The sequence below is a fragment of the Agrobacterium sp. FDAARGOS_525 genome, from assembly GCF_003938925.1.
Lineage (GTDB): Bacteria > Pseudomonadota > Alphaproteobacteria > Rhizobiales > Rhizobiaceae > Agrobacterium > Agrobacterium pusense.
Genome location: NZ_RKIU01000002.1, coordinates 76,305 through 98,139 on the forward strand (window position 1 = coordinate 76,305; position 21,835 = coordinate 98,139).

Consider the following 21,835-nt stretch of genomic DNA (forward strand, 5'->3'; position numbering starts at 1 on the left):
CGATCTTCAGCCTGGTCGAGACCATGAGCGGTCGGAGTCGTCATGTCCTTTTTGATCACCATGTCGCAGAAAGAATTGCATCGCCTCGAACTTATCCAGAAGATCCGTGACGAACGCCTGAGCGTCGTCCAGGCGGCGGACCGGCTCGACCTCAGTCGAAGTCAGGTCCATCGGCTGCTGCAGGCCTATGACCGGGATGGCCCGGCCGGGCTCGTTTCGAAGAAGCGATCACGGCCGAGCAATCGGCGCCACAGCGAGGAATTTCGCAATGCGGCGCTGGATTTGATCCGCGAACGCTATCTGGATTTCGGCCCAACGCTGGCGCGTGAGAAGCTGATCGAGCTGCACCGGATCTCGGTCGCCAAAGAGACGCTGCGGCAATGGATGACCGAGGCCGGGATCTGGATCTCGCGCCAGGAACGCAAGAAACGGGTGTCAATCGGCGTCGTAACGGGACCCCTTATCGGCTCCCAAAAGGGACCCCTGCCTCTAGTTGCATCGGGTCAGCGCGCGTAGGCCCGGGGCTCTCCATTTAGCGCAAGGGCCTGCGGGCGCGGGTTGTTTGTCTTTTCGGCTTTAGCTTTGAGAGCGGTTTTTAAAGCGCCAGGATTCGTTCCCGGTTTCCACGATCTCGCAATGGTGGGTGAGCCTGTCGAGCAGAGCGGCGGTCATCTTGGCGTCGCCGAATACGGCCGGCCACTCGCCGAAGGCCAGGTTCGTCGTGACGATGATGGACGTCCGCTCGTAGAGCCTGCTGATGAGGTGGAAGAGGAGCTGGCCGCCCGCCTGGGCAAATGGGAGATAGCCCAGTTCGTCCATGATGACGAAGTCGAGCCTGGTGATGAAGTCGGCCAGCCGTCCCTGTTTGCCGCTACGTGCCTCCGTCTCGAGCCGATTGACGAGGTCGACGACGTTGAAGAAGCGGCCGCGTGCGCCATTGCGGATCAGAGCACGAGCAAGGGCGATGGACAGGTGAGACTTTCCCGTGCCGGTTCCGCCGACCAGAACGATATTGTGCTGCTCGGCGAGGAAGGCCCCGGTTGCGAGTTGGCGCACCAGGCCTTCGTTGACCGGCGTGTCGGTGAAGTCGAAGTCGTCGATGTCCTTGGCCAGCGGCAGCTTGGCGACGGTGATCTGGTATTTGATGGAGCGCGCTTGCTTCTCGGCGATCTCCGACTGAAGCAGGTCACCGACGATGCGCGGCGGTTCGTGCTGTCGCTTGATGCCGGAGGCCATGATCTCGTCATAGGCGCTACGCATGCCGAACAGCTTCAGCGTGCCCATCATGTCGAGGATTTGGGATCGTTCCATATCAGCTTGCCCTCCTCAGGCTGTCGTAACGGGCGCAGTCGGCCAGAGGCTCATGGGTCAGGCGAAGCGCATCGGGGATGGAAAGGATGGCGGCCGGCTGCGGATCACGCTTGCGGGCCAGAATGTTGATGATGACGGCGGCCGAGAACACGCCCTGATCGATCGCCTCCTGGCAGGCCGCTTCGACGGCGGGGAGCCCGTCCAGGCCCACGCATTCGAGGATCGACACCATCTGCCGGTCGCCGTCATGCATTGCCTTCAGCCGGCGGCGCACCTTCTCCATGGCGGCGGGCAAAACCCAGTCGTGGAACGGCGCACCGTTGCGCAGTGCTCCCGGTTTGCGGGTCAGGACCGGCACGTAATGCCAGGGATTATAGATCGTCTCGCCACGGCCGAAGCAGCGATCGTGTTGGCCGATTTCCACGCCATCCTGCCGGATGACGATGCGATCTGCATAGGCATGTATCTCGGCAGGGCGGCCGACTGCCGTAGACAGTACCGAGTATTTGTTGTTGTCGAAACGCACGAGGCAGGTCTTGCCGATCGAGGCCTGCACAGCGTGGAAGCCGTCGAATTTGCCGGGATAGCCGACCAGGTGCGGCCGCTCCGCATCGAACACCTCCCAGATCGTGCGCTCCGTCTGATCGACGTGCTTATGAGCGCGGGCGTAACTGATGCACTTGTCCAGCAACCAGCCATTCAGTTCATCGTAGGATTTGAAGCGCAGTCGCGGCGTGAAGAAGCGTTCGCGCACCAGATTGACCTGGTTCTCGACCTGGCCTTTCTCCCACCCCGACGCCGGCGTGCAGGCCACCGGTTCGATCAGGTAATGGCTGCACATCTGTAGGAAGCGGCGATTGTATTGCCGTTCCTTGCCGACGAAGACCGTCTCCACCGCGGTCTTCATATTATCATAGATGCCGCGCGTGCAGGCCCCGCCGAAGAAAGCGAACGCCCTGTCATGGGCGTCGAAGACCATCTCTTGCGTCTCGCGCGGATAGGCTCTCACATACATCATCCGGCTGTGGCAGAGCCGGATATGCGCAACCTTCACCGTCGTCGTCACGCCGTTCAGCACGACAATCTCGTGGCTCCAGTCGAACTGGTAGGCCTCGCCCGGCGCGTAATAGAGCGGCACATAGGCTTGCGCCGTCACGGACCCGCGCTCCTTCGCCCATGTTCGGGCGTAACGCCGGACTGTGTCGTAACCGCCCTCGTAGCCGAGGTCGCGCAAGTCCTCGAATATCCGGATCAGTGTCAGCCGTTCGCGAGAAGATTTGGCCTCATTGGCGAGGAGCATTCCATCGAGCTGACCGCGCCAGGGGCCGAGCTTCGGCTGAGGTTGACGGGTCCGTTCGTATTTGAACTCCGTCTCATCGGTGCGCAAAACCTTCCGCACCACTTTCCGCGATATGCCCAACTCCCGGCAGATCGCCTTGATCGACTTGCCCTGAACATGGGCTAGCCGCCGTATCTTCAGAATTGTTTCCACAATAAGCATCCGAACAAAAAGCCTCCGATGAAACCGGAGGCTGTTGTAACCCCATTGCAAATGGGGGTCCCGTTTGGACGCCGATCACCCCATGTGCGGGGTCCTTATTCCATGCCTAATCACAAAACGGGTTTTCCAGCCACGCGGCCGACGTGACTGCTTTGGCGAACTGGTGCAGATCGATGGCTCACATCACTGGTGGTTCGAGAACCGTGGGCCCAAATGCGCCCTGCTCGTCTATATCGATGACGCGACTGGCAAGCTGCTGCATCTACGCTTTGCTGGCTCGGAGAATACATTCGACTATCTGCATGCGACGAAGGCCTATCTGCAGCAATGGGGCAAGCCGCTGGCTTTTTACAGCGACAAGCACGGCGTTTTCCGCTCGCTGCATGCGTCGAAGAAAGACCGAACGAGTGGCCTAACGCAGTTTGGCCGGGCGCTTTATGAGCTGAACATCGACATCATTTGTGCCAACACCCCGCAGGCTAAAGGCCGGGTGGAGCGTGCCAATCAGACGCTGCAGGATCGGTTAGTGAAAGAGATGCGGCTTCGCGGCATCGACACGATTGAAGAAGCCAATGCCTTTGCACCTGAGTTCATTGCGGATTTCAACATACGTTTCGGCAAGCAACCGCGCAATCCGAAGAACATGCACAGACCGTTGGCCGATCATGAGAACCTCGATGGCGCCATGTGCCGCAAGGAAGTCCGCACCCTGTCGCAATCTCTGACACTGCGTTACGACAAGGTGCTGTTCATTCTCGATCCGACCGAGATTTCCAGGCCATTGGCGGGCCAGAAGGTGATCGTATGCGATTATCCCGACGGCCGGCTCGAGATCATGCACGAGAGCTTTGCCCTGCCTTATAGAACCTTCGACACGTTACGCTCGGTACATCGCGCCGAAGTCGTAGACAACAAGCGACTGGATGACATGCTGTCGCTGGTTGCCGAGATGCAGGCTGGTCGCGAACAGCAACGCAGCAAGGGCGGCCCTCGCCGCACCGGTCAGACGGATCATATGTTCGGCATTCGCGACGGCAGCACGGCGAACGGGTATCAGAAGCGTGGCCGCAAGCCGGGTCGGCGGACGGATTTCATGAACGATCCAGCGGTGATTGCGAAGCGCGAGAAAGCATTATCGAAGCAGCCGGCGGCGGAGTAAGACGTTTCAATGCACCCCGATGTCGCTTTGTGTATCCGATTCCAGCTGCAGGCAGGCGGACCAAAGTGGCGTCTTGTGGAAGGATCCATCCTGAAGGAGCGTGAGCCCTTCTCGTGCCTCGTAGAGCAGGCCCAGCCAGCACAGGCGCCTCAGCACGCCATATTGGACATCGGATTTCAGTTTCCAGGCTTCCAGTGTCATTTCGGTCTCAGACAAGGGGGCGAAGTGTGGCTTGAGGATTTTTACAATCTGCAATGGCGTGCACCCTTCTCTGGCCTTGATATTGAGAAGATTGAGGAACATGCGCCACCAGCGTAACCGTGCTTGGACCTCCTCTTCCCGTTCGGCGGCGTGGATGTAGGAATAGAGATAATCCGTGGCGACCAGATCGAAGAAGGCGTTAGGGTCCAGCAGAAACTCCCGGCCGCGTTTGGTTGGCAGCAGCACATCCTTTTTCCGACGCAACAGCTTCAGATGACGGGTCATGTCCCGCACGACCCAGAGTGGCGGCATGTCGCGTTCATTGAGCACCTTGTGCATGCTGTAGAGATCTTCGGCTGTAAAGTCGGGCCAGAGGAAGTTAACAGCGGCCCAATGCACGAACTTGCGGTTCATGGCGCCGGTTGCCGTCAATCCTATGCCCCCCTCACCGTCAGCATAGGCAACCGAAAGAAGCATGCCGCGAAGAAGCGGTGACAGCGCGGCGACATCGACGTCACCATGCAGCTTGATTTCCGGAAGCATCATGTCGCTTTGATCCCTACCCGCCCGATGCAGGTGCAAAACGATTATCAGCTGACAACAAGATAATTGCTACTGAGGAAGCTAAAGCCGAAGAGGGAGTTTCATTACCCGCCCCCTCCCTACCCTTGCAACCCGGCCCAGCCGGTCCGGTCGGGGGCTGATTGTCGGAGCCAGTGTCGCATTTCTAACGGGCCAGCGGCGTCGCAGCTCTAACCAGCTTTGACAGTTATATCATAACGGGCAGATTCCATTTTCAAATGCAACGAAGACAATATTGGCTATGGTTTCAGATGCTATGAGGGCGGACACCGGCCGACCCTCGAGTCATAATGCGGCGTCCTCAATTAGGGAGCCGATCATGTCATTTACTAGTGATACTATCCTTGTTGCGCTCGAACTCAGTAATTCTCTGTGGCTTGTCGGAACCCGACAGGCGGGTGCCCGGGTCAGCCAAATGCACCGTGTTAGTGCCGGCGATACAGCTATGCTGATGCGCTTACTGGATGAACTGCAGGCAAGCGGGCGAGGCCAAGGTACCCCGTCGCCCATTGCTGTTTGCTTCGAGGCGGGACGCGATGGGTTCTGGCTGCACCGTCTGCTGACAGCCCAAGGTATTACAGCGTATGTGGTGGAACCGACAAGCATTCTGGTGAACCGAAGGGCGAAACGGGCAAAGACCGATCGTCTCGATGCTGAAGGAATGTTGCGTGTTCTCGCCGCCTATATCGCCGGAGACACCCAGATATGCAGCATGGTGCAGGTGCCCACTCCCGATGAGGAGGATGGCAAAAGGGTGCACAGGGAGCGAGAATATCTTGTGCAGGAGCGAACGCGGATCGAAAATCGCATATCTGCTCTCCTTGTCACCCAAGGTATCCGTTCGCGGCCATCACTGCGTAGCTGGGAGCGAGACATGGCGCTCCTTGAGACCGGCGATGGACGCAAGCTTCCCCAACATCTTGCATCGGAGTTGAACCGATTGCGCCGCCGCCTGGTCCTTGTCCGAGAACTAATCAGCGAGCTGGATACCGAGCGCGATGAACATCTGATTGCCACATCAGGTGACGCGATCACCACGAAGGTCACCGCTCTCAGCGAGATTTATGGCGTTGGTGACAACTTCGCGGCGGTGCTGACGCGGGAGGTCTTTTACCGTCGTTTTGGAAATCGAAAACAGTTGGCAAGTTATGTCGGCCTTGCGCCGATGCCGCATCAAAGTGGCAATGTTGATAAGGACCGACGTATCGGTCGGGCAGGCAATGCTCGAGCCCGCAAAACGTTGGTCCAAGCGGCATGGCTTTGGTTGCGATATCAGCCAAAGAGTGAGCTCGCTGCCTGGTTCCATAAGAGGGTTGGTGATTTGAAAGGGCGAGCCCGACGTATCGCGATCGTCGCAATGGCACGCAAGCTTTTGATCGCGCTCTGGCGCTATACCGAAAGCGGCGAAATCCCGGCAGGAGCCGTTTTCCGATCAGCATAAAAATCGCAGCCAGTATTTGCTGGACGTGCGAGGAACACGGCCGTCTTCCTCAATGGTCTAAAAACCGCGTTTCAGGTTGGTCGTGCTCATTGGGGCTTGCCTCGTGCATGAGGCATTATGGTCATGGGTTCCACGCTGAACCCGACCGCATGTAAGGTTACGCAGCCAAGGCTGCCGCACAGCGCCGCCCCAAACTCGCAATGATGTTCTGAAATTGAAGGAGATAAAATATGGCACGATGACGTTGACACATGAACCCTCATGTAAGGAGGATGGAATGGCCCGCTCTTTTGCGCAATTGAGTTTGGACGAGCGCCGCATCATTTCGCGGATGCATGAGAAGAAGATCAGTCAGGCCGAGATCGCACGCACCCTTCGACGCGACCGGTCGACGATCTGCCGGGAGCTGCGGCGGAATTTCTGGCATGACCGGGAGGTTCCGATCGCCGAAGGATACTGGCACGTCACAGCGCATGGAATGGCATCTGACCGGCGGCGCAAATACCGCAAGCTACTGCGTGATCCCAGCCTATGTGCTGCCGTTATCGATCGTCTCAAGGACGGATGGTCGCCAGAACAGATTTCCGGTCGGTTGCGGCTCGCCAGTGGCGCAGCCGCCCGGTTGAGCCACGAGACAATCTACCAGTACGTCTATTCCCGGGAAGGTCAGGATCAGCAGCTGGGCCGGCATTTATCTGAGCGCCGCCGCAAGCGCCGACCGCGATATGCACGCAAACCCAGAAGCCTCGTCTTTCCAATGGAATGCGCCATTCGCAACAGGCCGGAAGCGATCAATTCGCGAAGCGAGTTCGGTCACTGGGAAGCGGATCTGATGATCTTCAGGAAGGAGCATGGTGCCGCCAACATTGCGACCGTTGTCGAGCGCAAGAGCCGCTATACCCTGCTGTTTCGCAACAATGACAGGCGATCGAAGCCAATCATGAGCCAGTTGATCCGCCATCTGGCGCCCCTGCCCGCGCTGGCCCGGCAGAGCCTGACATTCGATCGAGGGCTGGAGTTCGTCTCATGGCGTGAGTTGGAGCACGGCATGGGAACGGCAGCCTGGTTTTGCGATCCGCAGGCACCTTGGCAGAAAGGGACGGTGGAGAACACCAACAAGCGCGTCCGCCGTTACCTGCCGCCGGAAACGATTGTGCTTGAGGTCAGCAATCAGGAGATCCGATCCCTCTGCGACCGACTGAATGACACGCCGCGCAAGTGCCTGGGGTTTCAGACGCCGAAGGAGATGTTCAGCCAGCATCTATTGGCTCTCGAACGGTGATGCGTGTAGATTTCCGACCAGCGTTGCATTCAAGCTGGAACCAGCAACGTTGTAGTATCCCTATCCACGCCGCGGCACCTCTGTCGTCGGAACACTCGACCGCCGCGCTCGATCTGAGCAACTTTGACCAAGCGGCGCGTCGAATACCTGCATCGTTCTGAAGGAGTTTAGAATGGATTCGGAAACCCAGTCAGCGCCTTTCCAAGCCGCTTTTCACGAGATCAACGCAGCGCCGGACGTCGAGAGCGCTCTCCACATGTTCAATAAGGTGTATCGGATCGATTTTTCCACCTATCATCTTGCTCAAACGATCGCCGATGTCATCGATATACCTTTTGTAAGGACCACATATCCAGTTCCCTGGGTTTCGCGCTATCTTCTGAGGGGTTACGCCAAAATTGATCCCATCCTTCGCGACGGGATCATGCGGCAAATGCCGTTCGACTGGCGCGAGGTCGACATCCCAGGAACAGCCCATGAGTTTCTGGCTGATGCTGCGGAACACGGCGTTGGCGCAAACGGTTACTCCATTCCGATCATCGACAAATCGCGCCGCGCCCTCCTGTCATTGAACTCCCACAGGCTGCCAGAGGAATGGAGCGGAATCGTCGCGCATCATCGAAATGAGTGGCGAGAGCTCGCCTTCCTCATACATCACAAAGCGATATTCGAGCTACACGGTGAACATGATCCGGTTCCTCAGCTCTCAGCACGCGAAATCGAATGCCTGCACTGGACGGCTCTGGGCAAAGACAGCATCGACATTGCGGTTATGCTAAAGCTCTCCGAACACACGACAAGAGCCTACATCAAATCGGCGCGACACAAACTCGGGGGCGGCTCAATTACATATACGATCGCGCGGGCCATGCAGCTGCGATTGATCAATCCGTTTGGCAATACCCCCTACTAGGCGTGCCATTCTGGGGAGTTTATCGTTCCCCACTCGATCGTCATTCTGTTCTCCATCAAACGATGGAGGCATTCATGTATCTTCTTGTTCAGGCTCACGAATATCGCAAGCACTCTTCCCTGCTTGAGCAATCGTTCCGGCTGAGGAAAAGGGTCTTCGCTGACCAGCTCGGCTGGGATGTTTCAGTGTCTGGCGCCCACGAGCGGGATCGATATGATGATCTTCATCCTGCCTATCTCGTCTGGTGCGATGACGACAGGAAGGAGCTCTACGGATCGGTCCGGCTCATGCCGACCACAGGTCCCACACTTCTCTACGACGTCTTTCGCGAAACATTCCCCGATGCCTGCGACCTTATCGCGCCTGGAATATGGGAGGGAACCCGCATGTGTATTGATGAGGAGACCATCGCGCGCGACTTCCCCGACATACGTCCTGATGGTGCCTTCTGCTTGCTGCTTCTGGCGCTATGCGAAGTGGCCATCGACAACGGCATCGATACTCTGATCTCGAACTATGAGCCGCATATGAAGAGGATCTACAAGCGCGCTGGGGCAAAATTCGATGAGCTCGGTCGAGCCGATGGCTATGGCAAATACCCGGTGTGCTGCGGAGCCTTTGAGGTCTCGCAGCGCGTCCGGACCCAAATGCAGCAGAATCTGCGGGTTGCCGATCCGTTGTATGCGGGCCGTTCATTTTTCAAGCGCGAGATCGAATTGCCGGTGCTCATGACCGCTTAAGCCGAAGAGAGCGGCAACCAACACGACCGAGGAGACAACCCGGACTGAGTATCGAGGTTTCGAGAAGGCAAGGCTCGCTTCCAGCCTTGAGCGCCAGCCAATGAACAACGATGACAGCAAATTCCGGAGCATCGGCTCCGCAGGCCTCGTCATTTTCGAGAGAGATGGCACCCTGTTGAGACGGAATAATCCGCCCAGGGATTTCATGCTTGGAGACATCAGCAACGAATTCGTCCAAATGCTGCAGCAGTTGCGAGAGATGAACGTTCGCTTTGGTTTCATCTCGGACGCAAGAGGAATGGACGCTGGCTCCCACGGCAGATCAGAATTCGCAGCCCTGACGCAGCTACTCGACAAGTTGCTGCGGGTCCGAGGTGCAATGCCGGATTTCTGGATGGCATGGAACGGTTTCCCGCAGACAAGCGGATCACCACGACAGGATCCAGGTGATCGCCGCCGGAGAGATGGTGCCGGACCGATCCACCAAGCGATTGAGTGGTACGGCGTGGACAAGAAGGAGGCCATGTTCGTTAGTAGCACTGCGGCGGGTCTGTTTGCTGCAAACGTCGCAGGTGTCACGAGTATCCAGTATCCCTCCCCGTCTGGAATTACGGACACCCAACGGCTTCGGGCCGAGATCCAACGGATTTTGGGGCTGGGCCGCCGTCGATCAGCCTAAAGTCAGGATCGGGTGGGAATGACGATCGGAGGCTCAGCGACTGCGGTCCCGATCTTTTTCCTGAGGCGGGCGAAGCTTGACCGATTTTTGCGCCTCTCGCGTGCGTTGTTGGGTCTTGTCACTGTCGCGATCGGCTTCCGGCCTGTCGTGCTCGGCATTGGACCGGGCAATGCGCGTTTGATCGAACGTACGGTTGTTCGAGCTCTTGTTGATGACATCCCGCTCTGCAACGTGATCTCGACCGGCCGCCGACTTCGTCGCCAAACTGTCCAGGCTGTTTTTGTCTTTGCCGACTTCACCGCGATCGCGGTTTTTGGCCACACGTGAGTCGAGTTGGAGCCCAACGACCTTCCCAATGATCTTCGTCGCCTGCTCGAAGATCAGCCGATCGGATGGGTTGGCAATCTTTGTGGCCAAATTCACGGCGGTGTTCGCCAGCGTCTCCTTCGCTGCCTTTGCTTGGGACGCGCTGATAGGTGTCGATCTCAGCATATGCTCTTCTCCTTTTTCGTTTGTTGGGTCACGACCGGCACGGACTGCCGTCTCAAGCCGGCGGTATTCACGTTGGAGCCCTATCGACAGGTCCTGGCTAAGCTCGCGCGCCGTACTGGGAGCAGACCGGTCCTTCGCTATCCCGTCCAACATCTTCAGAACAAGTCCGACTGAGCGCCGGCTCTGATGGAGCCGCTTTTGAGCATCCCGCAATCTGGGAGCAGTCGGTGTATCTCGAACCTTCGCCAGGACTTTGTCGACGACGTTGCTCGGGGCCATGGCTCCCATCCGCCGGAACATCTCCCATTCCCAGCGCTTCACGGGAGGCGGACCGGCCCGCTCGAGGCGCTTTTGACGATCGATCAGGATACCACGTTCACGCGCCTTGTCGGCGAAACGGAGCCGCCATTCGGTAAAGTCTCGAATATTGGGATTGAGCATCTTGCCAGTCGAATTCCGCAGCGCGACGATCACATGCATGTGTGGATGCTTGTCGAGATCGTTGCGATTGTGGACTGCATAGGCATAGCGGTGCCCTGAAAATTGCTCTCTCAGGAAATCACGGCCGGCATCAATAAGCTTTTCGCGATCGACATTTGCCGGTCCTGACAGCAACAGGTGCATGAAATCCCGCGGCTGACGGGTTTGCATGAGGGCACCGACGATCTTCCCCTCCGCCGTCAGCTGCTTGTGATCCGCAGTAGTGATTTCGCGCCGCTCAGCGCCGTGGAGGTAACGTCCGCTCCGGCCTGGACGCTCCTCGACATGCGTCGTCGTCGAAAGCGTTACCTCCGCGCCCCTGCGCTGCATGGCGTGCAGCGTCGCCGTTAGCCCTTTCGGGCCTGACGAGAACTCGGCCGGGTATCGCGAGATCGGTGTGAGCCCCTCTTTCCGGAAAGCTTGATCCAGGCGTGCATCGATCACATGCGCCACATCGAGCTCTCCTGGAATGCGATTGCCGGTGCTTCGATCCGACCTGTCCTTCTTCTCATGGGCAATAACAAGTGCGAAATGCACTCTTGTCTGGCCGTTCACACCGTCGCTCACACTGAAAGCGTAGGTCCGGCTGGTGTCGCCGGCTTCATGGAAACCTTCGGCGGCGAGCGAAGCAAGCGCGCGGGCTACGCCTTCCCGATCGGTTTTCTCAAGCTCATAGGTCAGACGCAGCACGTCGCTGCTCCCCTTTCGGTTGCGGAAATCCCTTTCCCATGATCGCACCGCTTCGTTCAAATCCGATACTTCGCGACCGTCCTGATCCTGAGCCTTTTCTTCCTTGCTCTGGTAGGCAAGCACGTTACGGGCGGAAACAGCACCGGCACCATAGGACAGGACCTTGACCACCACAGCATTGTTGCCCGCGGCCCGGCTGATCGCCGAGGCCGCGCCGGGATGCTTGATCGACGGTCGCTTGCTCTGGCCAGCCGGCGGTCGTTTTCCGCTGCCGCCACCGCCGCCGCCGCCACGTCGGCGCAGATCGTCTTCGATCAGATCAAGGTAACCCGGCAGTCGCCGACCCTCGGGTCTAGACTTCGAGGGATTTCTGGAGACCTCGTTCATCGTGTTTCCTGATGAGCTCGACAATGTAAGACGACGGCCGAACAAAGGCGGCATCGCGGACGGCGTCGATGGCCCCCATCACCTCGTCCAGCTTCTGTGCAATCAATCTGGTGCCCTCGGCGTGTCCGACCTCTTGCGCTAAAAATGCCTCATTGCGCCAGGCAAGTTCGCGGAGAAACTGATGCATGTTCGCCATTTGCCGATCATGTTCCTCGATCATTGCGGGAACGTGCATGATCTCCCTGGTGACGATCAGCTTGGCGACGATGTTGACGGAGACGTCGAGCCGCCCGGCGAGAGCGTCGACATTCCTCAGGACGTGATCTGGTAGGCGAAACATGATGGGCGGCTGTCGCATGCGATCTACAGCCCCCTCGCCTTCAGCGCCTCCAGGATGAGCCTGTGCGTTGCCGACGACAGTTGCTCATGGCTCTCCAACGAAACCCGGAAAATCTTCGTCAGCACGTCGTCTTCGAGATAGAGCGATATCCGTTTTCGTTTGCTGGGCACGCCATCCGCCTTGACGGACGCCGGCGCCACAGGTCGCTCCTTGCGTTCTTGCCTGGCTGGCGTGGGGGCCTCAGGCACATCGGCCTCAGAAGACGCTGTTTCCGCTCCTTGTCCATCACGATCGGGCATGAGCGTGTCGAGATCGATAGTCGTCGGCATATACGATGTCGCGGCGTCCTCCACGTCCTTGGCCTGCTCTTCACGAGATCGGGCAAGGGCGAGAATGTTTCCGGCAGGCGTTCTTTCCCTCGACATCGTTTAGGCGGCCTCCGCCTGCAGAAGTGCGATGAACTCGTTGTTGATCCTTTTCACCAGATCAATCGCATCGAGCACGCTTTCCGAGGCCCGCCGCTTGGCCGACGGCGTCAACGAAGGATTGTCTGCAATACCAGCAAGCTTGGAGTAGAGCGAACCATAGCCCCCCCCGACATCGCTGAAATGGTTGCTCTTGCGGATGACTGTCTCGACCATCGGAATCCGGCCGCTCGTCAGGATGGCGTGGACCTCGGGAAGGGATCGATTGTGTTTGAGGGCAATCATGTCCACGTAGTTCCAGATCGCGGCATAAGGGATAGGTCCCCTGTCCCGCTTCCGGCCGATTTCCGTCAGGATCGTGGCCACCTTGATGGCTGATGTGGCAGCCGTCGGCTCGGGGATGACTGGAATGAGGATCGCATCGCACTCGTGGTAGACCTCGATCGCGCGCTGATGCACGTAACCACCGACATCGTAGATTCGGATGTCGGCGTCGGGGGCATTGTCGAGGCGCTCACGAAACCTGTCTCCGGGCGCTACGCGTAGATGCAACAATGTCCCGTCAGTCGGCAACAGTCCCCGCTTCATAGAGACATTGTACCAGCGCGTTGACGATTCCTGCTCGTCGCAATCGATCAGAAGGGTCCTGTGCCCCTGTTGCGCGAATTCCGCAGCGAGATTGACATTAAGGGTCGATTTGCCGGCCCCGCCCTTGAAGGTCGAAATTGCGAGCGAAAGAGGTTTGACTGTCATGAGGCTCCTCAATCTCCATCTCTATTTGAAGCTTCTCGCCCCGGCGCAGAACAGGATGGCGCACTCACCGCAGCCCACGGCGTCTGGCTGCGATGAGCTCGTCATTGAAGCGTACCATCTCCCGCTCATGAGCCGCCTCGGCAATCGGATCCCTTGCCGGCCAGAAGCGAAGGATCGGCAGGACGAGCAGCAGGAATGAGGTGATTGTCGCGGCCTTGAACCATGGGGATTGAGCGTAGAGATCGGCTGCCCATTGCCAAAGGTTCTCCGTCGTTTCCAGCGGCAGAAACGCATAGGAAAACGTCAGTACGATCAAGTAGCCGACGAAGGCCGCGACCAGGATGCACGCCGCTGACAGCAGCAAAAAGCACGCAATCTGAAGCAGGAGCAACAGGGCACGGAATGGAACAGTGAAGGCTATCAGCGCCTTCCGATACATCGCCATCATCTTGTCTCCACATGCAAATTGAGGACCGGACCAACCTTATCTCAATCTTCGCAGCGTTTCCATACTTGCACTCCAGTACAATTTCGTGCATGTTCAAAAAAGTCAACAGGCGACGGATGCGAACATGAAAAATGGCGCATGGCGATCTTCTCGCCACCTCATTTATGGCCTTTTGGGTGCTTTGATCTCGTTACCCGAGACGGCGTGGGCGGATACTGATGCCGGGTTCGTCAGCTACTACCAGCAGGCCTATGTTCAGGGGCGAGACCTGGTCCCGGCATCACCGAAACCACTTGATACAGCTTCGATCGCCTCACGGCTTGATCTCCAGAGTGTCAGCCCGGAAGCAGCCTTGAGCGGCAGCGCATTTCTCGCAGCGGATGGAACGATCATCAAACTCGCCGGCGTGCAAGGCTGCCTTTCGACCGAGCCACTCGAATTCTCGGGTGTCATGGCGACTTGTGCCATGATCTCGCTGGCCGCGATGACGGCGACCATCGGCGAGATACAGGATGTCGACGGACCTGCAATTCCTTGTCATGAGCTCGGGCGGACCCCAGGCCAGCCGACGGTTCGGTATGCGGAATGCTTTTTCATGGACGGAGACACGGTGCGATCGCTCTCTGAAGTGCTGATCAGCAAAGGAGTGGCGTTTGCTTTCCGTGATCGAACTGGCCAGCCCATCTTCCCGGAATATGCTCGGGCGGAACAAGGCGCGCGAGGAACGAAAGCCGGTATCTGGGCCAGCGCCCATTTCCTCCATCCCTACGGTGAGCGTTACCGCGCCAATCCGACAATGCACTGATGCGGATCGGAACTTTGATGCTTATTTCCACGATCGCAGTCTCCGGCTTCTACGCAGGCTTCGTCATAATGCCGATGCTCACCGGTGGAGAGTTAACGCAAATGCAGCCTTCCAGGCTGCCGGTCGTTCCCGTTCAGGCATCGCAAGCTGACGCTCCTCCCACGGAAGACGCGGCGCTTCCGCCATCTTCCGCATTCACACCATTCCCAACGCATGCGCAGTTCGAGACTGGCGATAGCTGGGTCTCAAACGGGCGACGGCATCGGCTCTATGGTCTACAGGCATGCCTGCGCGGGACCACCGTTGCCGTATCTCCGGGGACCTCGCGCGACTGCGGTGAACTCAACGTAATCATGATGCAGGCGTTGGTCAGGGACACAAAGCCGGTCTGCGCCACCATTCAGATGGTTGACCAGAACAATGTGGTGGTCGCATGCCAGACGACGGCAGGCGAGCACCGGTATGATCTTGCGACCTACGTTATCGCGCAAGGATGGGGATTTGCGGCCGTCGACAGCACCGGCCAGGTGATTGTTCCCGGATATAGGGTCGCTGAGGAAAGCGCCCGCACCGCGCGCGCGGGTCTCTGGGACTATTCCGATATGCCGCACCCCGTCTCTGTGCTGATGCAACAGGCCGGAGTGTCGCGATGAAGCTTGCCACCATCACGTTAATTGTCCTCGCCCTCATCCCGACGGGGACGCTGGCGCAAGCCCGCCCCACAGACGTTCCGCGTCAGATATATGGCAAGGTTCAGGTCATCGATGGCACCACATTCAAGTTCGTCAAAACGCGTCAGCTCATCCGTCTGGCTGGATATGAAGCCCCCAGGCTGGCGCAGAACGCAACGACCGAAAGTGTGACATGGCCTGTCGGTCAGGTCTCGCGTGCCTGGATGATCCTTCAAACGCTCGGTCAGGACGTCAACTGCGCGCCTATCGGTCGTGACACCAACAAGAACCTGATCGCGCATTGTTTTGTTGGTGAGACAAATCTGGCAGCGACGGCAATCGCGGAAGGGATCGGCTACGCCTTCAACTATCGTAATGAACCCCAAGTCCCTGCCTATTTCGATATTGAGAGGAGGGCGAGAGGGCTTGGTTTCGGCATCTGGTCGTCGCCGGACCTGTCTCCTCCCTGGCTCTACAAAGCATCGCCAGAGCCTGGTGAGCAGTCCGATGGTGGCGCGCCAGCCACCGAAGAGGGGCTTCCTCTGCCCCTGCCCGTCACTCCCGACAAAGCACTGTCGTTCACGCAGGTGCACGGAGGTTAAATGAAACGCCCTTTCGAAACTTCGACCATTACTGCCATTCTACTGGCTGTTTCTCCGGTTGCCGCCGGCGCGCAGGACGGGGCCACCCAAACCCAGATCGAGCAACGCGATCCGGACTTTTGCGGTGCGGGCGGTGCTGGTTGTGATCCGGCAGACGTGCAGCAATGGAAGGCGGTTGGCAACAGGCTTACAGACCTGTCTTCGGCCGACCTTAGCCAATACGCCTACGCCTGCGCCAAGCATCGCGAATGGAAATCGGAGTGCGAAACCAATCCGATCGCTATCCTGAAGCGCCTCGGGATCGAAGGATATTGAGGTTGCCGATGAAGAAGCTCGACTACGGATCGCTTGTCGCCGCCGGCATTGCTTTCGTCGTGGGATCTGCCGGCGGGTACACGATCAACGCGTTTGAACGGGCCGACAGGATAGCGGAGCTTGAACAGGAGGTCGCGCGGCTTGAGAGTGAGCTTCAACGGCAGCCGGCGTTTGACTTTCCCGACGACAGTCAAGCGAGTGCCGCGATCGCCAAATCGGGCCGCACAATCCGCATCTCGGAGTGCAAACCCCGTCAGAACGCACCCGGTGTCACCTGTACCGGCATCATCACAACAACAAGCGGTTCCTTCGCGGGGACGACGCAGCCCGGCACCCTGTCCTTTGCGAAAATCGACGGCACCTGGGTGCAGATCCAATAGCCCCCTAAAGGAGACGGACGGTGAAAGCGATCATGTTCTTGGCCGCAGGCTTGATAGGCACGTTTGCGGGGGTGCCAGCAAAGGCACAGGACGCCGAATGGGGATGTCGGGTTCTGCTGTGTGCAGCATCGAAAAACCCATCCTGGCATGGCGTCCCCTATTGCGTTCCGCCCATGCGGAAACTCATCACCGCCATGTCCAAACCCGGCTTCTCCTGGCCGGTTTGCCATGAAGCAAAATCCGGAAAGCCGGGCCACGAAACCTACGAGGATTGCCCCGTGGGAACGACTGTCGGCTACTCATCGTCAGGCGGCGACAATAATTGGCGAGGCGAACCCGACCAGTGCGTCAAAACGGTCAATGTCTGCGGAACCTCCGGCCACTACTTCAACAGCAATCGGGATGGCGAAAGCTGCATCCAGCAGGTCGCAACTCCGCGCCCGCGGCGCGCGGATCCCTACTATTTCGATATTCCAAACGAGGACGGGGGGAAAGAGAGGTTCTGGTTCAACCTGAACCACTAGCGCTACTGGTCTGTCTCGGCAGATTTCTGTTTCTTGCGGCGGGCTTTCCAGACCGCTACCCGAGGGAGGTCGGCTTCGGTGATCTTGAGCAAATCCTCAATGAGGACATTCCACTCACGCTGCATCTTGTCGAGGGTCGACAACTTGACGTCCCGCATGGCCCGCATCACCTGCGATATATATGCCTCATGCACGCCGAGCTGCTCGGCCAGATCCCGGTTCGTCAATTTGCGCTCGGACTTCAACCGTCCGAGGCCGATGGCAAGCCTCTCCTGGAACGTCAGGGAATCGAGTGTCGAAATGTCAACGGCCTCGACCGGGGGCTGGCGTTTTACACGAGGCATCGACCGCCATCCCCAGACCCGATCAGGCCTACGCAGCGACAGACGGACATGCTGGCAAGGCAACAGCCAAGCGCGCGATCTGGGCGAGTTAAAAAAATCCCTGAAACCATTTTGCTCATCCGTCACCCGACATCGACCGCGAGCCCACACGCCCAAGCGTAAACCAATCGTCGCTCATGTTCTAAACCGGGCAGTTCACAAGCTTGTTACGCTTCCTACACCGGCACGATCCACCCATGCAAGGGGAGTTGATCGGGCCATCGGACAGGGGCAAAGCCGAGACCCCAAATGCTCGCATACCGCATGCGTATAGTCGTCCGGAATAGCCCCACTCACAGTCTGGCAGAGCTTACCTGGGAAGACGCCGCCGCGCTACGAGCCTGGTATGGCAATGCTGCTTCCAACGCGGAGAAGGCGATGGCTCTCGCAGTCATCAGGCAAGCCAAGGTGATGAACGGCTGGATCGAGTGCGATTGCCTCGCCGGTCGGCCGCAGCCACTGCTCGCCCCGATCCGGCAGGAGCACACCTATACGCTGCGACGATTGACGTCGAAGGACGAGGATCCCCTCCGGCACGAAGAGCGGCCGAACCATGCGAGCACCTGTCCGTTTCACGTTGACAAGGACACCTCGCCGGCACTTGTCGATCGCAGCTACCACATTCGACCGGTTCGAAAATCCGATCGGAGCTACATCGATGCATTGCCGGCCATTCCCGACCGTTTGGCCGACGCCGCAGACGACGACATCTCCCGTTCGACGGAACGGAACGACCGACCGTCCAGACTCGGTGGCATCCTGTGGAGGCTGCTCGACGACGCCGGGACGAACGTCGTCCAACCGCTACAGGATAATCCCGATCTAACGCTTCGAAACCAGCTTTCGAGACTGCGCGCAGCCGCCAGGGACCTTCGGGTCTTGAGAACATGGTCCCTCAACGCACTGCTATCGACCTGGGCGGCCGATTACTGGGAGACCGACAGTCGCTGGCAACGTCTGCTCGAAACCTCACGTCCGGATTGGCCCGGAACGCTCCGCCGGACGGGCTTCATGCTGCTGTTTGCGAAGTCCGTATCGGCTCAAGAGATCATGCCGGCATCGTCCTCACGATCGATTGACGTGCTCGGAAAGGTAAGACAACCGTTGCGAGGCGATCCAAAACAACGTGGCCCATTCGTCAGCCTGCTGAACGTGGACTTTGGCGACGATGACGAGGGGCCGGTGCGCGCCGTACAAGCCTATGCCCAGCCGGTCTATAATGGCGACACGTTGTTTCCGGTGGAATCCGGTTTCGAAAGGGACGTCTCCCATCTCCTGTTCTGGCTTCAGGAATCCCTGTTCGAAGGCGTTCCTGAACTTCGCATCAAGATCACCAAACCGCTCTTTGCGTCCGAAACACCGCTTGGACCTTGCCGGCCAGATTTCGTCCTGGAGGCGAGCTATAAGGACCACCGACCCACGACGCTGATCATCGAGGCCTTTGGTATGGAAACCGAAGAGTATCGCGAAGCCAAGAACAAGACCGTGCCTCGCATGAAGCATCTTGGGCCGATATTCGGGATCGTCCCCGACGATCTTGCTGAAGCGAATGCACAGCATACGGCCAAGCGCCTCCAGGACTGGGTACTCGACAAGGTGCGGCATGCGTGAAGTCAACGGGGTGGATGGCAACTTCCTGGCTTCAGTATCGCGTCCCACTTCCGGCGGGAGGAAACTGTGCGTCGAGCCCTTCGTCGTCGCAGAGCCTGTCTGAGAGCGTTCGCTGTGCGGTGCCATCGGTCAGGTCGCACCGGTGCTCAATTCGGGGTCAGAACAAGAGCTGCTCGAAATCGTACACTAAGACCGAACGGAGCGGGAACGTCATGCAGCGCGGAGTATAGCGCGGCGATTAGGATGAGACGCGGGCGACAATCTGGATGAGATTCTTAGGTCGCGGTCGGGGTCAGATTATCATGCTGATTGTCGCTGACAAGTTCTTCGTCATTTTCTGATTGCCGCTCCGCGACAGACAGCGTTGAGGTCCTGATTGTCGCAAACGAAGCGGGTCGGCCTCGCTGGCGCTTTTCCTCAAGTGCTGCTCTGCGGCGATAGCTTTCGACATTCATCTCGAAGATCGTGGCATGGTGCACGAGCCGGTCGACTGCGGCGAGTGTCATGGCAGGATCGGGAAAGACCCTGTTCCACTCTCCGAACGGCTGATTGGCGGTGATCAGGATCGACCTGTGCTCGTATCGGGCCGAGATCAGTTCGAAGAGCACACTTGTTTCCGCCTGGTCCTTGGTGACGTAGGCGAGGTCATCGAGGATGAGCAGGTCGTATTTGTTGAGTTTGTCGATGGCTGATTCAAGCTGGAGTTCTCGACGGGCAACCTGAAGCTTCTGCACAAGATCGGTGGTTCGGGTGAACAGGACCCGCCATCCGTTCTCAATCAGCGCGAGACCGATGGCAGCAGCAAGATGGCTCTTTCCTCCGCCGGGCGGACCGAACATGAGGATGTTCGCTCCCTTGGCGAGCCAACTGTCGCCGGCGGTAATTGCCATGACCTGCGCCTTCGAGATCATAGGTACAGCGTCAAAGGCGAAGCTGTCTAAGGTCTTTCCAGGCGGCAGGTGCGCTTCGGCGAGATGCCGTTCAATCCTGCGATTTGCACGTTCTGCCAGCTCGTGCTCGGCAATAGCCGACAGGAATCGAGCTGCTGGCCATCCTTCCCGGTCCGCCTGCTCGGCAAATTGCGGCCAAAGCGTTTTAATTGTCGGCAACCGAAGTTCGTTGAGCATGATACCGAGCCGTGCTTCATCGATGGCGTGTGCGTTCTTCATGCGGCTTCTCCCGTCCCGATCAGGGCCTCATAACCGTTAAGCGATGCGAGTTGCACATGAACGGTCGGCAGCTTGGCCGGGTCCGGACCGAAGAGCGCTCGCATGGCAGCCAGGTTGGGTAACTCACCAGCATCGAGTGTCCTGGCCAATTCTTCGGCAAGTTCGCGTTCGCAGCCGCGGTCATGCGCCAGTGCCAGAAGCTCAACGGTGATCTTGCAAGCCTGCTTATCGGGAAGATGTTCGGTCAGGGCCTCGAAGGCCTTGCGATATTCTTCTCGCGGGAAGAGCTTGTCGCGATAAACGAGGCCACGGAGCGCCATCGGCTTTTTACGCAGAGAATGGATGACGTGGTGGTAGTTGACGACCTGGTCGTGTCGCCCGTCAGCGTGGCCACGTCCCCGGCGCAACGTCATCAGATGCGTACCGCCAACGAAGACATCCAGCCGATCGTCGAACAGGCGAACTCGTAACCTGTGGCCGATCAGGCGGGACGGCACGGTGTAGAAGACCTTGCGCAGGGTGAAGCCGCCCGTCCGGGACACAGTGACAACAATCTCCTCGAAGTCCGTGGTCCGGCGCTCAGGCAGCGACTGCAGATGGGACCGCTCTGCATCGATACGCCTGCCATGGGCAGCGTTGCGACGGCTGACGATCTCGTCGACAAAAGCGCGGTAAGAACCGAGATCGTCGAATTCCTTGGTGCCCCGCATCAGCAGGGCATCGTGAACAGCGTTTTTGAGATGACCATGCGAGCTTTCGATCGAGCCGTTCTCATGCGCGACACCTTTGTTGTTGCGCGTCGGGGTCATCCGATAATGGGAGCAAAGCTGATCGTAACGGTGTGTGAGATCGACCCTGGCGTCGGCATCGAGGTTGCGGAATGCCGCCGACAGGCTGTCGCTGCGATGATAAAGCGGCGTACCACCCACGGACCACAGGGCATTTTGAAGTCCTTCGGCCAGCGCGACGAAGCTTTCCCCGCCGAGAATGACATGGGCGTGTTCGAAGCCCGACCAGACGAGCCGAAAGTGATAGAACAGATGATCAAGCGGCTGGCCGGCGATCGTTACACCAAGGCCGCTGGCGTCGGTAAAATCCGAAAGGCCCAGTCGGCCTGGCTCGTGCGTCTGGCGGAAGATGACCTCCTGCGCTTCGCCATTGACAGCACGCCACGACCGGATGCGTCGTTCAAGCGTACGGCGGATACCTTCAGATAGTTCTGGATGTCGGCGCAGCATCTCGTTGTAGACGGCGACGGCACGGATGCCAGGGGCGGCCTTCAGCAGCGGGACGACTTCAGTCTCGAAAATCGGCTCGAGGGGATCAGGGCGGCGACGTCCACGCGGCGCTTTGCTCTGAGATGGTAGGTGTACCTTCTTGTCGAGGCGGTATGCCGTGGCTCGGCTGATCGACGCTTTTGCCGCGGCGATCTGTACGGAATGCGTTTGTCGGTACTTCATAAAGAGTCTCATCTGATGATCGGTTAAATGGCGACCCGGCACAAACTGGTTCTCCAATCCAGAAAACCGCAAATGTACCGGACCGACCGCG

Annotated in this window: 23 protein-coding genes and 2 pseudogenes; 14 read left to right on the forward strand and 11 right to left on the reverse strand. The window is 58.6% G+C overall.

The window, feature by feature from the left end; genetic code table 11:
- Window positions 1-42 precede the first annotated feature (42 nt).
- Window positions 43-435, forward strand: a pseudogene (locus EGT36_RS00490) (helix-turn-helix domain-containing protein); the annotation flags it as partial.
- Window positions 436-576: 141 nt separating this feature from the next.
- Here EGT36_RS00490 and istB (EGT36_RS00495) read toward each other — a convergent pair.
- Together istB (EGT36_RS00495) and istA (EGT36_RS00500) are read right to left on the reverse strand one after the other, a co-directional pair.
- Window positions 577-1,311: an IS21-like element helper ATPase IstB gene (istB, locus tag EGT36_RS00495; protein WP_003501246.1), complete on the reverse strand. Its 735-nt coding sequence runs from the start codon at window positions 1,309-1,311 to the stop codon at window positions 577-579.
- A 1-nt stretch (window position 1,312) separates the two neighbouring features.
- The gene (gene istA, locus EGT36_RS00500; protein ID WP_052821263.1) at window positions 1,313-2,812 is read right to left on the reverse strand and encodes an IS21 family transposase; all 1,500 of its coding nucleotides are present in this window, start codon (window positions 2,810-2,812) and stop codon (window positions 1,313-1,315) included.
- Window positions 2,813-2,927: 115 nt separating this feature from the next.
- Here istA (EGT36_RS00500) and EGT36_RS00505 point away from each other — a divergent pair.
- A pseudogene (locus EGT36_RS00505) lies at window positions 2,928-3,971 on the forward strand (ISNCY family transposase); the annotation flags it as partial.
- Window positions 3,972-3,977: 6 nt separating this feature from the next.
- Here EGT36_RS00505 and EGT36_RS00510 read toward each other — a convergent pair.
- Window positions 3,978-4,715 carry a hypothetical protein gene (locus tag EGT36_RS00510; RefSeq protein ID WP_125269962.1) on the reverse strand — a complete coding sequence of 246 codons (738 nt, stop codon included), beginning with the start codon at window positions 4,713-4,715 and terminating at the stop codon, window positions 3,978-3,980.
- A gap of 358 nt (window positions 4,716-5,073) precedes the next feature.
- Here EGT36_RS00510 and EGT36_RS00515 point away from each other — a divergent pair, with 358 nt between their 5' ends.
- From EGT36_RS00515 to EGT36_RS00535, 5 genes are all read left to right on the forward strand, one after another.
- On the forward strand, window positions 5,074-6,195 hold the full coding sequence (locus EGT36_RS00515) for an IS110 family RNA-guided transposase (RefSeq protein ID WP_072492904.1): 1,122 nt from the start codon (window positions 5,074-5,076) through the stop codon (window positions 6,193-6,195).
- A 277-nt stretch (window positions 6,196-6,472) separates the two neighbouring features.
- Window positions 6,473-7,477: an IS30 family transposase gene (locus EGT36_RS00520; protein ID WP_107341211.1), complete on the forward strand. Its 1,005-nt coding sequence runs from the start codon at window positions 6,473-6,475 to the stop codon at window positions 7,475-7,477.
- Window positions 7,478-7,649: 172 nt separating this feature from the next.
- The gene (locus EGT36_RS00525; protein WP_072492875.1) at window positions 7,650-8,390 is read left to right on the forward strand and encodes a LuxR family transcriptional regulator; all 741 of its coding nucleotides are present in this window, start codon (window positions 7,650-7,652) and stop codon (window positions 8,388-8,390) included.
- Window positions 8,391-8,464: 74 nt separating this feature from the next.
- Complete coding sequence (locus EGT36_RS00530) at window positions 8,465-9,130, forward strand: acyl-homoserine-lactone synthase (protein ID WP_072492874.1); 666 nt, start codon at window positions 8,465-8,467, stop codon at window positions 9,128-9,130.
- Window positions 9,131-9,230: 100 nt separating this feature from the next.
- Complete coding sequence (locus EGT36_RS00535) at window positions 9,231-9,809, forward strand: hypothetical protein (protein ID WP_072492873.1); 579 nt, start codon at window positions 9,231-9,233, stop codon at window positions 9,807-9,809.
- A gap of 33 nt (window positions 9,810-9,842) precedes the next feature.
- On the opposite strand, the gene EGT36_RS00540 is transcribed toward EGT36_RS00535, so the two are convergent.
- The 5 genes from EGT36_RS00540 to EGT36_RS00560 form a co-directional block, all read right to left on the reverse strand.
- Window positions 9,843-11,858, reverse strand: a complete 2,016-nt coding sequence (locus EGT36_RS00540; protein WP_072492872.1) for a relaxase/mobilization nuclease domain-containing protein — start codon at window positions 11,856-11,858, stop codon at window positions 9,843-9,845.
- A complete protein-coding gene (locus EGT36_RS00545) occupies window positions 11,824-12,216 on the reverse strand; it encodes a hypothetical protein (RefSeq protein ID WP_072492871.1) in 393 nt (130 codons plus the stop codon). The genes EGT36_RS00540 and EGT36_RS00545 overlap by 35 nt, the downstream gene beginning before the upstream one ends.
- Window positions 12,217-12,221: 5 nt before the next feature.
- Window positions 12,222-12,623: a hypothetical protein gene (locus EGT36_RS00550; RefSeq protein WP_036588673.1), complete on the reverse strand. Its 402-nt coding sequence runs from the start codon at window positions 12,621-12,623 to the stop codon at window positions 12,222-12,224.
- Window positions 12,624-12,626: 3 nt separating this feature from the next.
- Window positions 12,627-13,376, reverse strand: coding sequence for a ParA family protein (locus tag EGT36_RS00555; RefSeq protein WP_125269939.1), 750 nt, complete (start codon window positions 13,374-13,376; stop codon window positions 12,627-12,629).
- 64 nt (window positions 13,377-13,440) lie between these two features.
- Window positions 13,441-13,824: a hypothetical protein gene (locus EGT36_RS00560; RefSeq protein ID WP_234905336.1), complete on the reverse strand. Its 384-nt coding sequence runs from the start codon at window positions 13,822-13,824 to the stop codon at window positions 13,441-13,443.
- A gap of 85 nt (window positions 13,825-13,909) precedes the next feature.
- Here EGT36_RS00560 and EGT36_RS00565 point away from each other — a divergent pair, with 85 nt between their 5' ends.
- From EGT36_RS00565 to EGT36_RS00590, 6 genes are read left to right on the forward strand one after another with little or no spacing between them, the layout of a single operon-like run.
- Window positions 13,910-14,629 carry a nuclease gene (locus EGT36_RS00565; RefSeq protein ID WP_286083360.1) on the forward strand — a complete coding sequence of 240 codons (720 nt, stop codon included), beginning with the start codon at window positions 13,910-13,912 and terminating at the stop codon, window positions 14,627-14,629.
- 17 nt (window positions 14,630-14,646) lie between these two features.
- Window positions 14,647-15,282, forward strand: a complete 636-nt coding sequence (locus EGT36_RS00570; RefSeq protein WP_036588681.1) for a thermonuclease family protein — start codon at window positions 14,647-14,649, stop codon at window positions 15,280-15,282.
- On the forward strand, window positions 15,279-15,902 hold the full coding sequence (locus EGT36_RS00575) for a thermonuclease family protein (RefSeq protein WP_036588684.1): 624 nt from the start codon (window positions 15,279-15,281) through the stop codon (window positions 15,900-15,902). Before EGT36_RS00570 ends, EGT36_RS00575 begins: the two co-directional genes overlap by 4 nt.
- A complete protein-coding gene (locus EGT36_RS00580) occupies window positions 15,903-16,217 on the forward strand; it encodes a hypothetical protein (protein ID WP_036588687.1) in 315 nt (104 codons plus the stop codon). It begins immediately after the preceding gene.
- 8 nt (window positions 16,218-16,225) lie between these two features.
- Complete coding sequence (locus EGT36_RS00585) at window positions 16,226-16,597, forward strand: hypothetical protein (RefSeq protein ID WP_036588689.1); 372 nt, start codon at window positions 16,226-16,228, stop codon at window positions 16,595-16,597.
- 32 nt (window positions 16,598-16,629) lie between these two features.
- Window positions 16,630-17,121: a hypothetical protein gene (locus EGT36_RS00590; protein WP_080692112.1), complete on the forward strand. Its 492-nt coding sequence runs from the start codon at window positions 16,630-16,632 to the stop codon at window positions 17,119-17,121.
- 2 nt (window positions 17,122-17,123) lie between these two features.
- Here EGT36_RS00590 and EGT36_RS00595 read toward each other — a convergent pair whose 3' ends face one another.
- Window positions 17,124-17,465 carry a helix-turn-helix domain-containing protein gene (locus tag EGT36_RS00595; protein ID WP_036588693.1) on the reverse strand — a complete coding sequence of 114 codons (342 nt, stop codon included), beginning with the start codon at window positions 17,463-17,465 and terminating at the stop codon, window positions 17,124-17,126.
- Window positions 17,466-17,768: 303 nt separating this feature from the next.
- On the opposite strand from EGT36_RS00595, the gene EGT36_RS00600 reads away from it, so the two are divergent.
- Window positions 17,769-19,115 (forward strand): DUF8535 domain-containing protein, encoded by a 1,347-nt coding sequence (locus tag EGT36_RS00600; protein ID WP_036588767.1) that lies wholly within the window; start codon window positions 17,769-17,771, stop codon window positions 19,113-19,115.
- Window positions 19,116-19,390: 275 nt separating this feature from the next.
- Here the strand turns inward: EGT36_RS00600 and istB (EGT36_RS00610) are convergent, their stop codons facing one another.
- Both istB (EGT36_RS00610) and istA (EGT36_RS00615) read right to left on the reverse strand, forming a co-directional pair.
- Window positions 19,391-20,284: an IS21-like element ISRel5 family helper ATPase IstB gene (gene istB / locus EGT36_RS00610; RefSeq protein WP_037095010.1), complete on the reverse strand. Its 894-nt coding sequence runs from the start codon at window positions 20,282-20,284 to the stop codon at window positions 19,391-19,393.
- The gene (gene istA, locus EGT36_RS00615; protein WP_125269941.1) at window positions 20,281-21,786 is read right to left on the reverse strand and encodes an IS21 family transposase; all 1,506 of its coding nucleotides are present in this window, start codon (window positions 21,784-21,786) and stop codon (window positions 20,281-20,283) included. Before istA (EGT36_RS00615) ends, istB (EGT36_RS00610) begins: the two co-directional genes overlap by 4 nt.
- Window positions 21,787-21,835 lie beyond the last annotated feature (49 nt).

Bases quoted from the DNA above. Each gene is read 5' to 3' on its own strand.
- EGT36_RS00535 (WP_072492873.1), top strand. From the start codon at position 9,231: ATGAACAACGATGACAGCAAATTCCGGAGCATCGGCTCCGCAGGCCTC.
- EGT36_RS00595 (WP_036588693.1), bottom strand. From the start codon at position 17,465: ATGCCTCGTGTAAAACGCCAGCCCCCGGTCGAGGCCGTTGACATTTCG.
- EGT36_RS00580 (WP_036588687.1), top strand. From the start codon at position 15,903: ATGAAACGCCCTTTCGAAACTTCGACCATTACTGCCATTCTACTGGCT.
- EGT36_RS00570 (WP_036588681.1), top strand. From the start codon at position 14,647: ATGCTTATTTCCACGATCGCAGTCTCCGGCTTCTACGCAGGCTTCGTC.
- EGT36_RS00515 (WP_072492904.1), top strand. From the start codon at position 5,074: ATGTCATTTACTAGTGATACTATCCTTGTTGCGCTCGAACTCAGTAAT.
- EGT36_RS00590 (WP_080692112.1), top strand. From the start codon at position 16,630: ATGTTCTTGGCCGCAGGCTTGATAGGCACGTTTGCGGGGGTGCCAGCA.
- EGT36_RS00560 (WP_234905336.1), bottom strand. From the start codon at position 13,824: ATGATGGCGATGTATCGGAAGGCGCTGATAGCCTTCACTGTTCCATTC.
- EGT36_RS00600 (WP_036588767.1), top strand. From the start codon at position 17,769: ATGCGTATAGTCGTCCGGAATAGCCCCACTCACAGTCTGGCAGAGCTT.
- EGT36_RS00525 (WP_072492875.1), top strand. From the start codon at position 7,650: ATGGATTCGGAAACCCAGTCAGCGCCTTTCCAAGCCGCTTTTCACGAG.
- EGT36_RS00540 (WP_072492872.1), bottom strand. From the start codon at position 11,858: ATGAACGAGGTCTCCAGAAATCCCTCGAAGTCTAGACCCGAGGGTCGG.
- istA (WP_052821263.1), bottom strand. From the start codon at position 2,812: ATGCTTATTGTGGAAACAATTCTGAAGATACGGCGGCTAGCCCATGTT.
- EGT36_RS00530 (WP_072492874.1), top strand. From the start codon at position 8,465: ATGTATCTTCTTGTTCAGGCTCACGAATATCGCAAGCACTCTTCCCTG.
- EGT36_RS00545 (WP_072492871.1), bottom strand. From the start codon at position 12,216: ATGCGACAGCCGCCCATCATGTTTCGCCTACCAGATCACGTCCTGAGG.
- istB (WP_037095010.1), bottom strand. From the start codon at position 20,284: ATGAAGAACGCACACGCCATCGATGAAGCACGGCTCGGTATCATGCTC.
- EGT36_RS00555 (WP_125269939.1), bottom strand. From the start codon at position 13,376: ATGACAGTCAAACCTCTTTCGCTCGCAATTTCGACCTTCAAGGGCGGG.
- EGT36_RS00520 (WP_107341211.1), top strand. From the start codon at position 6,473: ATGGCCCGCTCTTTTGCGCAATTGAGTTTGGACGAGCGCCGCATCATT.
- EGT36_RS00575 (WP_036588684.1), top strand. From the start codon at position 15,279: ATGAAGCTTGCCACCATCACGTTAATTGTCCTCGCCCTCATCCCGACG.
- istB (WP_003501246.1), bottom strand. From the start codon at position 1,311: ATGGAACGATCCCAAATCCTCGACATGATGGGCACGCTGAAGCTGTTC.
- EGT36_RS00550 (WP_036588673.1), bottom strand. From the start codon at position 12,623: ATGTCGAGGGAAAGAACGCCTGCCGGAAACATTCTCGCCCTTGCCCGA.
- EGT36_RS00510 (WP_125269962.1), bottom strand. From the start codon at position 4,715: ATGCTTCCGGAAATCAAGCTGCATGGTGACGTCGATGTCGCCGCGCTG.
- EGT36_RS00585 (WP_036588689.1), top strand. From the start codon at position 16,226: ATGAAGAAGCTCGACTACGGATCGCTTGTCGCCGCCGGCATTGCTTTC.